Annotated in this window: 13 protein-coding genes; 6 read left to right on the forward strand and 7 right to left on the reverse strand. The window is 46.1% G+C overall.

Annotation, left to right across the window (positions count from 1 at the left end; genetic code table 11):
• Window positions 1-51: 51 nt before the first annotated feature.
• The 4 genes from A3IE_RS0105350 to A3IE_RS0105365 form a co-directional block, all read right to left on the reverse strand.
• Window positions 52-2,217 carry a cellulase family glycosylhydrolase gene (locus tag A3IE_RS0105350; RefSeq protein WP_157832838.1) on the reverse strand — a complete coding sequence of 722 codons (2,166 nt, stop codon included), beginning with the start codon at window positions 2,215-2,217 and terminating at the stop codon, window positions 52-54.
• Window positions 2,218-2,313: 96 nt separating this feature from the next.
• On the reverse strand, window positions 2,314-3,738 hold the full coding sequence (locus tag A3IE_RS19975) for an MFS transporter (RefSeq protein WP_020394569.1): 1,425 nt from the start codon (window positions 3,736-3,738) through the stop codon (window positions 2,314-2,316).
• Between the two features lie 81 nt (window positions 3,739-3,819).
• On the reverse strand, window positions 3,820-4,566 hold the full coding sequence (locus tag A3IE_RS0105360) for an SH3 domain-containing protein (protein WP_020394570.1): 747 nt from the start codon (window positions 4,564-4,566) through the stop codon (window positions 3,820-3,822).
• A 20-nt stretch (window positions 4,567-4,586) separates the two neighbouring features.
• Window positions 4,587-5,150 carry a hypothetical protein gene (locus tag A3IE_RS0105365; protein ID WP_020394571.1) on the reverse strand — a complete coding sequence of 188 codons (564 nt, stop codon included), beginning with the start codon at window positions 5,148-5,150 and terminating at the stop codon, window positions 4,587-4,589.
• A 140-nt stretch (window positions 5,151-5,290) separates the two neighbouring features.
• Here A3IE_RS0105365 and A3IE_RS0105370 point away from each other — a divergent pair, with 140 nt between their 5' ends.
• Complete coding sequence (locus A3IE_RS0105370) at window positions 5,291-8,791, forward strand: class I SAM-dependent DNA methyltransferase (protein WP_020394572.1); 3,501 nt, start codon at window positions 5,291-5,293, stop codon at window positions 8,789-8,791.
• A 49-nt stretch (window positions 8,792-8,840) separates the two neighbouring features.
• The gene (locus A3IE_RS0105375; protein ID WP_020394573.1) at window positions 8,841-9,545 is read left to right on the forward strand and encodes a DUF4360 domain-containing protein; all 705 of its coding nucleotides are present in this window, start codon (window positions 8,841-8,843) and stop codon (window positions 9,543-9,545) included.
• Here the strand turns inward: A3IE_RS0105375 and A3IE_RS0105380 are convergent, their stop codons facing one another.
• Window positions 9,546-10,463, reverse strand: coding sequence for a DMT family transporter (locus A3IE_RS0105380; RefSeq protein WP_020394574.1), 918 nt, complete (start codon window positions 10,461-10,463; stop codon window positions 9,546-9,548).
• 81 nt (window positions 10,464-10,544) lie between these two features.
• Window positions 10,545-11,069: a tRNA adenosine(34) deaminase TadA gene (gene tadA / locus A3IE_RS0105385; RefSeq protein ID WP_020394575.1), complete on the reverse strand. Its 525-nt coding sequence runs from the start codon at window positions 11,067-11,069 to the stop codon at window positions 10,545-10,547.
• An 87-nt stretch (window positions 11,070-11,156) separates the two neighbouring features.
• Here tadA and A3IE_RS0105390 point away from each other — a divergent pair, with 87 nt between their 5' ends.
• Complete coding sequence (locus A3IE_RS0105390; protein ID WP_020394576.1) at window positions 11,157-12,812, forward strand: hypothetical protein; 1,656 nt, start codon at window positions 11,157-11,159, stop codon at window positions 12,810-12,812.
• Window positions 12,813-12,837: 25 nt separating this feature from the next.
• On the opposite strand, the gene A3IE_RS0105395 is transcribed toward A3IE_RS0105390, so the two are convergent.
• Window positions 12,838-13,350, reverse strand: coding sequence for an Rrf2 family transcriptional regulator (locus A3IE_RS0105395; RefSeq protein WP_083900581.1), 513 nt, complete (start codon window positions 13,348-13,350; stop codon window positions 12,838-12,840).
• A gap of 140 nt (window positions 13,351-13,490) precedes the next feature.
• Here A3IE_RS0105395 and nhaR point away from each other — a divergent pair, with 140 nt between their 5' ends.
• The 3 genes from nhaR to A3IE_RS0105410 all read left to right on the forward strand — a co-directional run bounded on the left by nhaR (window position 13,491) and on the right by A3IE_RS0105410 (window position 16,444).
• Window positions 13,491-14,381 carry a transcriptional activator NhaR gene (nhaR, locus tag A3IE_RS0105400; RefSeq protein WP_020394578.1) on the forward strand — a complete coding sequence of 297 codons (891 nt, stop codon included), beginning with the start codon at window positions 13,491-13,493 and terminating at the stop codon, window positions 14,379-14,381.
• Window positions 14,382-14,393: 12 nt separating this feature from the next.
• Window positions 14,394-14,738 carry a YkgJ family cysteine cluster protein gene (locus A3IE_RS0105405; protein ID WP_020394579.1) on the forward strand — a complete coding sequence of 115 codons (345 nt, stop codon included), beginning with the start codon at window positions 14,394-14,396 and terminating at the stop codon, window positions 14,736-14,738.
• 527 nt (window positions 14,739-15,265) lie between these two features.
• Window positions 15,266-16,444, forward strand: coding sequence for a pyridoxal phosphate-dependent aminotransferase (locus tag A3IE_RS0105410; protein WP_020394580.1), 1,179 nt, complete (start codon window positions 15,266-15,268; stop codon window positions 16,442-16,444).
• Window positions 16,445-16,459: the final 15 nt, after the last annotated feature.

Consider the following 16,459-nt stretch of genomic DNA (forward strand, 5'->3'; position numbering starts at 1 on the left):
TGATCAAATGGTGAAATGATGATTTCGTGAATTAGTTAAGCTCTACTACTTTTATGGAGCGCGAAAAACCATACCTTCACTAACGGCCTCTTGTGTACCGATTGCGGTTACCCACCACGTTGCATCGCCTTTGCCAACTGCTCTAGTAGGTGTGTAGCGGCACTCGCTTATCGAGCAAACTGAGCTAGGGATTGTTATATTAATCACACCTGCGCCTGCTGCACTATTCACCCATAAACGATAAGCTGTAGCGGTAGCGACTGGCAACCATGCATAGGTAGGCCTTTGAGTCGTTACCATACCTTCAGGCTCAATCTGAGCAGGCTTGGTTAGAAGTGTTTTGGAAGGATAAAGCGTAAACGCTTGAGTAGGTGAAATACGCTCTTGCCCGTTACTTAATACTGCCGTCACCCCCCATTTACTCGGTGAATAACCTAAATTGACACTTGGTGGTTTATAGCGGCAAGTCGTAGTCGTACAGGCCGCTTGACTTGGCGTTAAAGTGTTGGAAATCACCTGTTCTTCGCCATTTAGATCAGCACGTTCCACTCCAAATGGTTTATAGCCACGAATCCAAATCCGATAGCTTTGTGCATTCGGATAAGGTTGCCAAATAAAAGTCGGCGCATTCGCCTCAGCTATAGTTGTCACCACTACATTTTGCTTTGGGCTAATCAAAGTTGGATAAGCGGGTTCGATAAGTTTAAAACTCGCTACACTACTATCGCGGGTCGTCCCATCGGCGAAAAATGCTTTAATCCACCATTGACTTGGCACATTGCTCGCAAACGCGGTCGTATCCGCTAACCTGCAGGTATAGCCCGTTGCACAATTGGCCTGTGCTGCTGTTACATAACGATTAATCTTGCCATTTTGCACAGGATTGGTTTGATAATTTAGCCATAACACATAGCCCGTTGCATTAGGCACAGACTGCCAACTAAATTCACGGGTGTAGCTTTGCTTATTAACTTCACCGGCTGGATAAAGTTGAACAGGCACAGGTTTTGCTTTCACTTCACTTTGATAAGTGGCACGTACTGGTTTAACTGAACTATCCTCACGATATAAACCAAAAAAAGCTTCTGGCTGTGCCCACAGATTGGTGCTGTAATCAGCTTGTTTCGGGCGATTTATTAATTCATACCAAATCGCTGCTTCAACAAAATCCCAACTTTTAATCAAATGGATCATTTTAAATGCTTCGCTAGCTTGCGCTTGTTCAGAAGCACCTAAGGTCTTACTAACTCCCACCCCGCCCCAATCTGGAGTTGATGAAACACCAAACTCCGTGAACCATATAGGCTTATTATCATTATAACTCAGCATTTTCTGGCGAAAAGCTTCCACACCTTGCTTTAAACAACCGTCATAAGTTATTGCGCCAACGCTAAAGCAATCATTCATGTTGGCCGCACGCCCATAGAAGGGGTGACGCGCTGCTTGAATGATGCTTGGATAGGGATGCAAAGAAAGCGCATCAAAGTAGCCTTGTGCGCCTGCCTTGTACATCTCATCCAAGAAGTACAAGTCATTACCTGCAATACTACCCGCTAGTAATTTAAGATTAGGATTAACAGCCTTAACTGCCTTATAACCAGCTACCACAAGCTGTGTATAAGCTTTAATACTGGCGCGATCTACATGAAATGGATAACCATCATTGTATTCAAATGGCAAAGTACGTCGTTTAGCATTCGCCCAAAAAGTAATGGTATTTGGCTCATTCCACACCTCATAGGCGATCACTGTCGACTTGTAAGTGCTAGTATTGTAATGAGTGGCAAGGCGGGTTAAGGCATCAGCAAAATCGCTAGCTTTGGCAGGTGGCATATTATATTTCCATGCCCCCGTGGCTAATGTGGTAGCAGTACAATTTTTGCCACTATAGTTCACTGTAGCCCAGCAAGGCGTTGAAAAAACACTAATCAAAACTTTCTGGTTAGCGCTCTTAGCCTTACTTACCATACTATCTAAATTTGGCCAGAACCAGCTCGGACTATTGCCTTTACTATTTAACTCAAACCAAGCCCACGGAACAGGAATACGCACTAGATTGGAGCCCGTTTGCTGCACCATTGATGGCCAGTTTTCAGGTAAAGGTCGGTCGTCATTACGTAACTGCACTCCGAATAATTTAGGAGTCAGTGGCTGAGCATATAGTGTGGCACTAAAACAAAGGCTTGTTAAACCCAATAGCCAAATTAAAATACTCAAGAAAGAAATACATCTTTTACTTTGCCCCCACATAAAGCACCTGCCTAAACTTTAAACCAATATGCTTTTAAGAATAGCTTCAATTAATTAAGTTTGTTAGCTTTTATTGGAGTGGACTGTTTTTTTTGGATCACGCTCCCACGAGAAATACGCAGCGGTCAACGCAAAGCCTAATGAAACCGTGACCACCCAACGCAGTACTTGCATCAGTGCACCATACAGCTCAGGGGTAATTTTAAGTTTACCAATCGCGAGTGACATGAGTAATGTGACTAAAGCTGTTCCTAGCATCTGCCCCAATAGTCTTGAGAGATTTAATAAAGCGGAGGCCATGCCCATTTTATCGGGGGGAACCGCATTCAAGACACTATTACTATTCGGGGTGGAAAATAAACCAAAACCAAGGCCAAACGTGATGAGGGCAAGGAGAATCACCCAATAAGGCGTGGTGGGTGTGAGAAACAGGAGTAATAGCAATAAACCCGACACCATGGAAAAGCAACCTAAGGTCGCTAGCACACGAGGTCGATAACGATCAGATAAGCGACCCGCCAAGGGTGCAAGAAAAGCCATCACTAAGGCTTGTACCATTAAAACCTTGCCCGCTTCGACAGGTGTCATACCACGGTTATATTGCAAATAAAGGCTTAGAAGAAAAATCAGACCATAATTACTGGCATAGACCATGATCGAAGCAGATAAGGCTTTCGATAAGGGCTTGGACGCTAAGACAAGATTTAAACGCACTAAGGGACTGGGAGCTGTTGCGCAGTGGCGCACAAATACCACCACAAATACGCACCCTGCTACCAACCAACCTAGCCCTTCCCAACTCGGCAAACGACTGCTAGCCATAAACAAGCTGCCAATGCCAATACTCATGTAAAGCGCCCCTACGATATCTAAGCGCTCAGGGCTAGTACTACGCCATTCACCTTTCATTACCACAGCCGTTAAGAGCAACACCGCCAGTACCAAGGGCATTGGCAACAGGAAAATCGCTTGCCAACCAAAATGCTCAGTGGCCCAACCACCCAGTAAAGGTCCACAAGTGAGTCCTAGATAGACCGCAGACACTAACCAACCTAAGGCTGCACCCCGCTGTCGCGCTTCATACACCCCACCGATAATTGCAACCCCTGTCGTAAAAAACATAGCACTACCAATGCCTTGAATCACACGGCTTAGCAGTAAGATAAACAGATGATTGGCAAAACCGGCTAGGATACTGCCCAGCGCAAAAATCACTCCACCCAAGATGAAGATCCGCTTCCGTCCATAAGTGTCAGCTAAACGTCCTGAGGGCAGCATGGAGAGCAAATTACTCAGTAAAAAGGATGCAGGAATCCAACTCGCATAAATCGCATCAATATGCAAAGCCTCCGACATCGCAGGTACGGCGACCAACGAACCTGACAAAGAGAGTGGGGTTAAAAAGGCACTAATACACACCACGACCAATACAATCAATCGTGCTGTTGGGTGATTTTGGTAATACGCTTGCGTTTGCTGACTGTCCACACGCCTAATCTCTCATCATTAAGCACGGAATTATAACAAGGCAAACTAATCAACAGTTAAATTAGGGTATTCAGGACTGACTTAATTCACTTTGAGTGCACGACAACAACCACTTAAGGTATATTTATTAAAGCTGCCCTCGACTGAAAATGCCACTAAACGCCCCGAAATACTGCGGCAAGTTTTGGTGTAGCGCAAGGTTAAGACTAATTTGCTCCATTGGTTCGCGCCGCGCACTTCGGTTTTTAATGCCACGCGATGATATTTTCCATGCTCTTGATGCTTGGCCGTAATGGGCATACCTATTTTTGCGCCATCAATCGAACCGCTTAGCCATTGTGGCAATACATCCATTTTCCAACGAGGCGAACGGCCGGAGCACTCCAAAATCCACATGCCGGTTTGACGGGTTTTCTGGATGCTGGGGTCTTCGAAGGTTTTTTTCAAAGCGTCTTGGTTCGTATCGACATTGGTGGCTTTGGTGTCACTGGTTTTAGCGTCGGTTTTATCGCTCGCCGTACTTGCGCTAGTGAGATAACGTCGATTGACCCAGCCTGTCTTCCCCTGCCAGCGCGCTTCAACCCAGGTTTGGCTAGCGACTTTTTTAGTCGCTCCGGTTAATTCAATGCCTGAAGCATCAGCAGGAATGCGCACTTTCACGCTAGCCGAAGTGTTTGGCTCCGCACGCATATTTAAGATATCGCCCGCTTTAATCTGGGTGACTTGATACGTAACGGCGGCGCTGACCGAGGGGTGAAGCCACAGACTCAATACCACTACGCCACACTGCAACAGCTGCTTATTATTAAACCCAGTGTTGGTTAACATGATTAGTGTTTAAAAATGGTTTAATAAACACGCACTGAGCGGCAGCAACCTCTGACCGATTGACCGTTAATAGTCCCCTTCGCGCTAAAAGGCATACTGCGACACGCGCGGGTATAGCGTAAGGTTAAACCGATTCTACCGCCGTCGCCTGCGCCATTAACCACGGTTTTTAAGGCAACATTATTTCTGCCGTGGGCCTGCGATTTGCCAGTGATAGGAACGCTCACTTTTTGACCGCTTAACGTCCCTGAGAGCCAATTTGATAATACTTCCACTTTCCAACTCGGCGAACTCCCCCCGCAACGCAATACCCATCCCCGCGCAGGCCCACCTTTCTTAATAGGCTTCGGGGCTTTAGTGGATTTAGTTTTTGCTTTGTTATTAGCCACTTTCGTGATTTTCGCTTGGGATGACTTTTGTACTTCACGCGCGACTATTGTCCCTTGGGCACTGGGTGCGGCTTTGGTGCCATAAGGGGCTTGATTGGCGCTAAACGCGCTTGGGCTCAAGCAGAGCAAGCTAGCCAGTAGGAGGCGTGGTAGTATCCGTGCGGGGATACGCTGATAGTGAGTAAAACGCAACATAACAGCCTCTTAACTCCTGATAATTAAGAATAATTCCTTTTTTCACAGTGTAGTCAAGCACTTGCTAAATCGCTTAGCATTTACCCTAAACGGCTAGAAAACCTTAATAATTGGTTATAAGCCTAGCTGCAAGCAGGGAGATGCTTTACATTGCGGCTGGTGAATTTTTATTAAATAAAGGGCTTGGCATGGTGGTTAATACCGATTTATCCGTTCAAAGCTTTATTCAACGCTGGCAAGGTAAAACCGGTTCAGAAAAAGCGAACTATCAATTATTTCTCACCGAGCTTTGTGAATTATTAGCGGTTGACAAGCCTGAGCCTGCGCAAAACGATAATAAGCAAAATGCCTATGTGTTCGAGCGGCGCGTGGATATGTTTGATTCCAGCGGTAAATCCAATCCGGGCTTTATTGATTTATATAAGCGCGATAGCTTTGTGTTGGAAGCGAAATCAACGGGCAAGAAAGTCGGTTCGGGTGGTTTGGATGTGGCACTGGAGCGCGCTTATAACCAAGCAGAAGGCTATATTAAAAACCTGCCGAGTTTTGAAAAGAAGCCACCGTTTTTAATCGTGACCGATGTTGGGCATGTCTTGCAGGTGTATAGCGAATTCACCTGCTCGGGTTCGACTTATACCGCGTTTCCTGATCAGAACTCGTTTCGGATTCAATTAGCGGATTTAGCTAAGCCTGAAATTCGGGAACGTTTGCGCTTGATTTGGCTTGATCCGCATAGCCTTGACCCCTCCAAGAAAGCTGCGTTAGTCACTCGTGCGATTGCCACACATTTAGCGGGTTTAGCCAAATCCTTAGAACAAGCGCATACCCCCGAACAAGTGGGCACGTTTTTAATGCGCTGCTTATTCACCATGTTTGCGGAAGATGTCGGTTTATTGCCGGAAAAACTGTTCACCCAATTATTGGAGCGCTTAAAAGACAAGCCTGAAAGCTGTGCACCTGCCTTGAAGAATCTATGGAGCTTGATGGACACAGGTGGATTTGAAGGCGTAACAATGGAGCAAATTCGACGCTTCAATGGCGGTTTATTTGCGCAAGCGGATGCGCTGCCTTTGAATAAAGAACAGATTGAATTATTGCTCAAAGCCTCGCTCTCCGATTGGCGTTTTGTTGAACCCGCTATTTTCGGGACTTTATTGGAGCGTGCTTTAAACCCCAAAGAGCGGCATAAACTCGGCGCGCATTATACGCCGCGTGCCTATGTGGAACGTTTGGTGTTTCCCACCGTGATTGAGCCATTGCGTGAGGAATGGAAAAATGTGCAAGCCGCTGCGGTGTTATTGGAGCAGCAAAAACCCAGCAAAAAAACTAAAAAGCACAGTGAAGCGATTGCGTTAGTGCGTGCCTTTCATACTAAATTGTGCGGCTTGCGCATTCTGGATCCGGCTTGTGGGTCGGGGAATTTTTTGTATGTGACCTTGGAGCACATGAAAAAGCTGGAAGGCGAAATTCTCGACTTTTTGCAGCAATTAGGCTTTGCGCAAACCTCCTTGGAAATGGAAAGTGTGTCGGTCAATCCACAGCAGTTTTTAGGGATTGAGGTGAATCCGCGTGCGGCAAAAATTGCCGAAATGGTGTTGTGGATTGGGTATTTGCAATGGCATTTCCGCACGCATGGCAATGTCGCCCCGCCTGAGCCGATTTTGCGTGATTTTCATAATATTGAATGTCGGGATGCGGTATTGGCGTGGGAGGCGATTGAGCCGGAATTGGATGAATCGGGTAAGCCTGTCACGCGCTGGAATGGGGTGAGTATGAAGGTGCATCTGGTGACGGGAAAGGATGTGCCGGATGATGCGGCGCGTGTACCTGTGTGGCGTTATGTGCAGCCGCGTAAGGCGGAATGGCCTAAGGCGGATTTTATTGTGGGGAATCCGCCGTTTATTGGGAAGTTAAATATGCGCTCAGCTTTGGGAGATGGTTATGTTGAAGCTTTGCGTGATACATGGAAGGAAATACCTGATTCAGCGGATTTTGTAATGTATTGGTGGCATCACGCAGCAGAAACGGTACGTTTAGGACAAGCACAGCGTTTTGGTTTTATTACAACGAATAGCCTGCGACAAACCTTTAATAGGCGTGTGGTACAAGCGCAATTGGAAGCAAAAGAGCCGTTGTCCTTGATTTTTGCAATTCCTGATCATCCTTGGGTGGATAGTGTGGATGGTGCAGCGGTACGAATAGCGATGACGGTAGGTAAGAAAGGCAAGGAAAATGGGCTTTTATCTTCAGTAATCAAAGAATATTTACTTGATGATGAAACTAAGCAAATAGAGATTTCTACAAAACTAGGAGTACTAAATGCAAACTTAAGTACGGGCGCAGATATATCAGCTTCTCAAAAATTGCTATCGAATGCACAATTAGCTAATACAGGATTCATTTTGGGTGGCAGAGGGTTTGTTGTTGATAAAAATGAATACCAAGATTTAGTTAAAAGAAATAAAAATATACAAGCATTTATATTTCCTCTATTGAATGGAAACGATGTTTTAGGGAAGCCACGTTATTTCCATGTAATTGATGCTTACGGTTTTTCTTCTGATGAATTAGCGATCTTAGTACCTGAACTATGGCAGTTACTCAAAGAACGAGTTTATCCAGAGCGACAAATTAATCCAGATCCTAAAGTTAAAGCTAATTGGTGGCTTTTTCGACGAAGTAATGAACAACTAAGAATGTTGATCAAAAACATACCAAAATTTATTGTTACTGCTGAAACCGCTAAACATAGAGTATTTAGCTTCGTTGATGCTGGCATAAAACCAGAACACCGCTTGGTAGTTTTTGGATTTCCTGATAGTGTACAATTAGGTTATTTATCTAGCCGCATTCACTTACTATGGGCGTTTAATGCTGGTTCTACATTAGAAGATCGTCCTGTCTATAACAAAACCATATGCTTTGAAACCTTCCCCTTCCCAACGCCCACCGAAGCCCAAAAAACCCAAATCCGCAACCTAGCCGAACAACTTGACGCCCACCGCAAACGTCAACAAGCCGCTCATCCTGAACTTACTCTCACCAATATGTACAACGTCTTGGAAAAATTACGCCTTGAACAAGCCCTCAATGACAAAGAAAAAATCACCCACCAACAAGGCTTAATCACCATTCTCAAAGAACTCCACGACGAACTCGACCGCGCCGTATTTGAAGCCTATGGCTGGAATGATCTCGCCGAACAACTGGTTGGCAAAGCCGGAGCAACCACCCCGTTACCCGACAAACCCGAAGCACAAGCCCAAGCCGAAGAAGAACTCTTAAGCCGCTTAGTCGCCTTAAATGCCGAACGCGCTGCCGAAGAAGCCCAAGGCTTGATTCGCTGGTTACGCCCAGAATTCCAAGCGCCACAAGCGCAAATCGTGCAGCAAACTGAATTGCAAGTGGACAGCGAAGAAAGTAACGAAGCGCCAACACCGGAACCAGCTAGCAAATGCACATGGCCGAAAGCACTGCCCGCCCAATTCAAACTGGTACGCGACTTATTGAGCCAGCCAAAAACCTTAAGCGAACTCAATAAATACTTTAAAACGCCGCCAAAAATGCTGGAAGACGTCGTGGAAACCTTATGCGCGATGGGTAATGTTCAGCTTGAGCAAAATCGTTACAGGCTAATTTAAGCGCTATAGCCTACAGTTAAGGTGTATATAACAAGGAAGGATGTATACCATGCGCATTAACTATTTTTTGATCGCGTTGAGTTGCAGTTTACTGGCAGCTTGTGGGGACAAATCAGAGAAGACTGAATCCACGTCAGCCACCGTTGTGAATACAGCGAATGCTAGCGGCATCATGCCACCCAACACACCTGTCACCAGCCCAAGCACAACGCCCGCGACTCCGCCTGCGCCCCCACCTGTAACGCTGGATAAACCTGCAATAGCAGGTACTGCTTGTCCCGTGGATAGTGTGACATCAGAACTTCAAGCCAATCAAGACAGTTTAAAAATTAACATTCCAGAAATAGTCATCGGCATAAAACCGGGCTTATCGGGAAATGTGAACTGTAATATCGCTATTCCAGTGCGAGTTGCGCAAGGCTATCAGGTCGCAGTCATGCCATTGCGGTTTAGCGGCACTTTCAACAGCACTAATCTAAAGATCCTCATACAACGCTCTTATTTCCTCGCAGGCGATGCTGGGATCACACAAACCAGCACGCTCACAGCCGATGCCAATAAACAATTTGATATAAGCGACACGATCAATCCAGACGATGCCTCACATTGGACGAAATGCGGCGAAGACGCGAATTTGCGCGCCAATGTGCGACTGATGACACGAAGTGGGCAAGGTGAAGCGAAAGTGACTATCCAATCGACTGATACTGCCGACCCCCGTTTATTTAAACTGGTCTATCGTGCTTGTCAGTAGTTAGTGTGGCGAGGGTGGCGCTGCATTGCGTGAGCGCCACGAATACAGGAGCGACCAAAAGGAACGCCAGCGACTCAATAACACTGCGCCAAAGATCAAGCAGCAGCCGAGTATTTGCACAGCGCTCATGCTTTCGCCAAACCACGCCGCCGCCAACAATGCCACCCAAACAGGTTCCAAAGACATGATTAACCCTACATGGCTAGCAGGCGCTAAGCCTTGTGCTTTGGTTTGCAGAATGAAACGGCCACAGGTAGAAATCAGAATACTTAACGCCAACCACCCCCATAAAGCGATGGGTTGTTGAAAGTTCCACGTTTCAAGTAGCGCTGATACGGTCAGTGTAATGACGCCCACTACGATTAATTGCAGCGCGGTGAGCGCTAATAAGGGCAAACGATACGCCGCTTGGCTGTTGAGATTGAAATACACCGCAAACACAACCGCACCCAACAAATAGGCTATTTCACCCACACCTAGCGCAACATGATTTTCTAAAAATAATAACGCCATCCCCAGCAGCGCCAACGGCAAAGATAGCCAAATCATGCGATTCGGTTTTTCACCAAAAGCCAAGGCCACTACCGGCACAAGCACCACGCTTAGACTATTTAAAAACGCTCCCACCCCTAAATGCTCTGAATGTGCCAAGCCATAAATCCATAGCATCATCCCCAATGCAAACATCGCCCCAACACTGCTTAAGCGTTGAATATCCTTGCTTGAAAGCGCACGCAGCGCTGACCACGCAAATGGTAATAAAATAAAGCCCGCCACGAGAAAGCGCAGCCCAATAAATAATAGCGGCGATAAACCCGCTAGCACTTCTTTGGAAAAAATCCAACCAAGCGATGCCAAGAGTGTGGCACTTAAAATATAGACATCAGCACGCCAATGCGAAGGGGAAGTGGAACTCATGAAGCAACTAACCTGTCGGAAAAGCCGCGCATAGTGCGCCGAATGCGCGGCTAATGCGAGTACTGAATGAATACACTAGAATTAAGCCTCTGGTGCGTTGGAACCCAGCGGCACGCGTGCAAGACGATGCTCAGCGCGTCGCTCGCGGAAAAAAGCTTGTAATTGTGCCGCACACTGCTCCTCTAACACGCCCCCTTCAATGTGCAATCGATGGTTATGGCGCGGATGCTCTAGCAAATGAAAAACCGAACCGGCGCCGGTTTTTGAATCATAAGCACCGAAGACAATGCGTTCAACACGGGCATAGATCAATGCGCCCGCGCACATAAGACAAGGTTCTAAAGTCACATATAACGTTGCGCCGGGTAAGCGATAATTACGGGCTTGTTTGCCCGCTTGACGTAATGCAATCACTTCTGCATGTGCGGTAGGGTCATGACCACTAATCGGTTGATTCCAGCCTTCACCCAGATTGATATTGTCGCGTACCACTACCGCACCAACCGGAACCTCTCCCTGCTGGTAAGCCCGCTCCGCTAAGCTCAGTGCATAACGCATCCATTGCTCATCATGTGTCGAACTATTTGTCACAAAGCCTTCTTTCATAACATTGTCTAAACTTAATCGGCAAAACTATACTCTATATTAAACTATTTACCACGAAACCCACGATACTTAGCATCAGGAGGATGTATGCCGAACGGTTCGGATGCCAATAACGAAGCAGCGCTTAATCAACGCTTAGCAGCTTTTGATAATAACCCCGTTGCATTCATGAACGAAGCGCCCCCTAAATACGATGAACATGGCAAGGCTATTGCGGGTAGCTCCTTGTTTTCCGCCAAAGCGATTCAGCAAAAAGTCTATCTTAGCGCACGCGACCAACAGCGCGAACAAGCTTTAGCGGATGGGCCCAGAATTGGGACACGCGCAGCAGCAGCATCGAATGATTTAGCCGCGAATCTGGTGGATGAATTACGCTACAAAAAACTGCAAGACATGGAAAGCGCCAAACTTAAGACTGCTAAATTAGCAGAGCAACCGTGGTCGGATGATTATTGGGCGATTTATAAAGGCAGTTTGGGCGCACGCTATGGCGATCCACGCTTTCCCGATACGGAAAACTGGAAGACTAATTACACTTATATTCAAACCAATAAAGCAGCGGATATTCTGAAGAGTGGAAGCGCAGCACGCATTAATCAACTCTCCCCGTCTGAAAAGTACGATGCGCTGATTGGCGACAATACTGGCACACTCACGAAGCTGATGTGGGCGGAAGGTCAATCATTTTATGATGCAAATGGCTCAGTAGAAACGTGGATGGGCTTATGTCACGGTTGGGCAGTCGCCGCTTATATGCTACCACGCCCCAAAACTAGCGTTACTTTATTCACGCCCAGCAATATAGCGATTAAATTTTTTCCTGCGGACATTAAAGCCTTAGCCACTTTACTGTGGGCGAATGTACCAGGGACTTCGCGCTTTATTGGTGGGCGTTGCAATGATCAAAATCCCAAAACCGACCCCGCCACGGGACGCATTACCTCAGAACAGTGTTTTGATACCAATCCGGGCACTTGGCATTTAGCTGTGGTCAATCAGATTGGCTTAGGCAAGCGTAGTTTTGTATTGGACGCTACTTTTGACTATGAGGTCTGGAATCAGCCTATACTGGGTTATAGCTATACCTACTTTAATCCGCAAACCCGCCGCGCTACGAATACGCTTGCGGAAGCGAAAGTTGCTGTTAATGCTTTCACGAATGACAAATTTAAACGTTTCCGTAGTGCCAATGCTCGCGCTATTGTCGGTATATCAATGACTGTTTCTTACATGGTGGAAACCACTCCACTACAGCGAGATACCGATGCCGCCACTATGGATGCCATTCAGCAAGTTGTTTATGAATACGATTTAGAACTGGATGCGAGTGATGTCATTATTGGTGGAGAATGGTATCGCAATCGTCATCCGGATTTTTTATGGACACCCGTGAAGAACGTGAAGGCACAAACGCGCTTTGAGAATAATGCGAGTGGAACTTGGAACACACGCCAAGCACTACCTCAAGCGTGGCGCACCGCTGCACTACAGGCAGCCAATCAACAACGTGCTCCCTTGAGTAAGATTGTTGAGCAATTACTAAGCTTATCGAAAGAAACTAGCACTAGCCAACCGACTCCGCCTCCCTTACCTACCCCACCAAATCGCGGCACAGGCAGCTCGACACCGAGTACACCCCCAACAACAGGTGGCTCTAGCAATTCTACAACCACCCCAACACGCCCAAGCACTTCTGGAAATAGCTTTTTAGATTGGCTCAGAAGTTTTCTGAATAGGCGCTAATACTATTCCGAAAGCCTGTAGGGACTTAAATCCCTACGGGCTGCGGCATCCCTAAACCACGAGCAGGGAACATACGCGCAATTAAGCTGGCTGTTGTGCCAGCACGATAAGCAGGTTCTACTTTCTGATGCTTACGCGTTAAACTATCTAACGTAATACCATCTAAAAATTCAAATACCTGTTCATCCAAACTATCTAGCATCATGGAAACCGCCAGATTTTCTGCGCCTTCTTGTTTTTTACTACCCGCTTTAGCGACTAATTCTTCTTCATCTTCGCCCGTTTCAATAGCCTGTACAATCTGTGCAATGGTAATGCGGCTAGCTGGGCGGCCTAAACGATAACCACCGCCAGGACCACGAATACCCTCAACCAAACCGGCGTGGCGCAGCGCATAAAACAACTGCTCCATATAAGACAATGAAATACCTTGTTCCTTGGCTAGATTACTCAGCCGCAGCACATTGCGATCATTGTGCAATGCGAGTGCCATCATCGCCATTACCGCGCGTTGGCTTTGCGTTGTCAGTTTCATCATAACCTCCTACTGTAAGAACCTTCCCTTGAAATCAATGAAGCTACTATACAAAACTGCTATCATAAGAAAAATTCGAATTTTTATAGATAAAACTTCGTAAAATACGAATAATTTTACTTGAACTTTTTGGCTTTATTACCATGATTAATTACAAACACCTCAATTACTTACGCGAAGTGGCCTTAGCGGGCAGCCTAGCGCGTGCCAGTGACCGTTTACATCTCACGCCACAAACCATTAGTGCTCAATTGAGTCTCTTAGATGAGGCATTTGGCGTCGAATTATTCCGTCGCCAAGGACGACGACTGGAACTGACAGAAGCTGGAGAAGTAGCTTTAGAATACGCGAATGAAATCTTTCAACTCGGTGATGAGCTAGAAAAAACCTTTCAGAACTTTTCTACCAAAGGAAAAACGCGCGTGTTCAGGGTTGGCGTTTCAGACTTAGTCCCCAAAGCCATCGCTTACCAACTGCTACAACCTGCCATGGCATTAAAAGGTTTACGCATTGTTTGCATGGAAGGTAAATTAGCGGATTTGCTCGGCGAGCTGGCCGTACAACGCATGGAATTAGTCTTAGCCGATAGCCCGATGCCCGCTAATTTAAACGTCAAAGGCTTTAATCATGAATTAGGTTCGAGTAGTGTTAGCTTTTTTGCCACACCAGAACTGCAGCAAACGCTGGTTACTGCATTTCCAGCTTGCTTAAACAATGCACCGCTTTTATTACCCAGTGAAGGGGCTGCCGTACGTAAGCAACTCATGCAGTGGTTTACTAAGCAAGGGGTACGCCCTGTAATTACCGGAGAGTTTGATGACAGCGCTTTATTACAAGCCTTTGGTCAAGCGGGCAGTGGTATTTTTATCGCCCCTACCGTGCTACAAGCCCAGTTAGAAGCGGAAGGCAAGGCACGCGTTTTGGGGCACGCACCCAAAATTAAAGAACATTATTTTGCAATTTCCATTGAGCGGCGCATTACTCACCCAGCAGTCAAAGCCATTACGGAACATGCACAAGGCTGGCTCAATTAGAGAGAAAATTTTATGGCTGAAATGAATGCTTGTATCACCTGTGGTGCGTGTTGTGCGTGTTTTCGGGTCTCGTTTTATTGGGGTGAGACGACTGCTAGTCCAGAAGGTATTGTACCCGTGGCCTTAACTGCGCCTATTGCAGCACCGCATCGGGTCGCCATGCTGGGCACAGATCAAGCCAATCCACGCTGTGTCGGACTGGACGGCGAATTAGGTAAACAGGTAGCGTGCCGTATTTATGAACAACGTCCATCACCTTGCCGCGAGTTTCAAGCCTCAGGCGAACAGGGAAAGATCAATCCAGACTGCGACAAAGCCCGCGCTAAATACCAATTAGCGCCCCTAGTAGCGAGTTGATTAAAAAATAACTAGCCAAGGGCAAAAAAGTAAAATTAAGCTCTTGTTTATTTATAAAAATAACTTATAATAACTTACATGCAATAAAAAAAGGGATATGAAAACATATCCCCTCTATATAAAAGATGACTCAAAACCCCAAAGTGTTAGCTTTGGTCGGAATAAGACAGGTAATCCCAATAACCATCTTATTCCTCTTACCCAACAACCAGCTCCCCAATGAATGGCCGGTTGAAAGGCAAGTAAAAAGCAACTTCAGCTCGCGTCATTCTGAAACCTTTAAGCCATTGAGTGTCAGAACGGCATGAAACTTATTTTTTCTATTACAGCATCGTCTTGACGACAGAACCGCTACCACAAACCCCAATTTTCGCGATTCCTGCTGAAGTTGTTGCTTATTTTAGGTACGATGCACTGAATCGAACCTGAATGTTAGGGCGATTTTTTATTCAATAGATTTTTTTAAGCAGAAAAACGTAGTCTAATATTATAACTTATTGTTTTAAAAAAAATTTATGAATCAAGTCATGATGGATCAGTTCAGCAAGCCAACACTTGCTACCCGCATGGAAGCAATTCAGGCGTTTCATGTCATGGAAATCCTAGCGCGCGCCAAGCAATTAGAAGCTCAAGGACGTTGCATCTGCCATTTAGAGGTCGGAGAGCCCGATTTTGCTACCCCGCAACCGATTATTGAAGCTGGTTTAAAAGCCTTGCAGGCTGGGTACACTAAGTACACGCCAGCTTGTGGTATTCCTCAACTGCGTGAAAAAATTGCCCAGTGGTATCAAGACCAATTTCACATCACGATAAAACCTGAACGCGTCATTGTCACACCCGGTGCTTCAGGTGCTTTGCAACTCGCTTTAGGTGTGTTGGTCAATCCAAATTCAGAAATTATCCTCACGGATCCGGGTTATCCGTGTAATCGTCATTTTGTACACTTATTTGAAGGCAAAGCGATTAATCTTCCAGTGGATGCGAGCACCAACTACCAACCGAGTTTGACTGCTGTACAACAGGCTTGGACTGAAAGCACACGTGCGGCTCTTTTTGCATCACCCGCTAATCCTACTGGTACTTTATTAGCGCCCCAGACCATCAAAGCATTACACCAATTCATTCAACAACAATGCGGCGATTTATTAATTGATGAGATCTACCAAGGCTTAACTTACGGACAAGCCCCAAGTACAGCACTAGCTTGCGCTGATAATATTTGGATTATTAATAGTTTTTCGAAATACTTTGGGATGACTGGCTGGCGTTTAGGCTGGTTAATTGCACCAGATTATGCCCTAGATGCTATTAATCGTTTAGCGCAGAATTTGTTTCTGGCTCCTCCGACACCAGCACAATATGCAGCATTGGCTGCTTTTGAGGCGCACACCTTAGAAATTACCGAACAACGTCGTAATATTTTTGCAGAAAGGCGCAATTTCTTATTGCCTGCTTTGCGAGAGCTGGGCTTTCAGGTGCAGGCTGAACCACAGGGTGCATTTTATATTTATGCCAATTCAGCATCTTTACATGACGATAGCCAAGCACTGTGTTTAGCCTTATTAGAAAAGGCAGGTGTCGCCGCAACACCTGGCATTGATTTTGGTATGCATCACGCACGCCAGCATGTGCGTTTTGCCTATACCACGGATCAAGCAAGCTTGGAAAAATCTATTGAGCGCATTCGTACCTACCTACAAAACTAACAGCCCGAACTGAAT

Origin of the sequence: Thiolinea disciformis DSM 14473 (assembly GCF_000371925.1) — a bacterium.
GTDB classification, from domain to species: Bacteria; Pseudomonadota; Gammaproteobacteria; order Thiotrichales; family Thiotrichaceae; genus Thiolinea; species Thiolinea disciformis.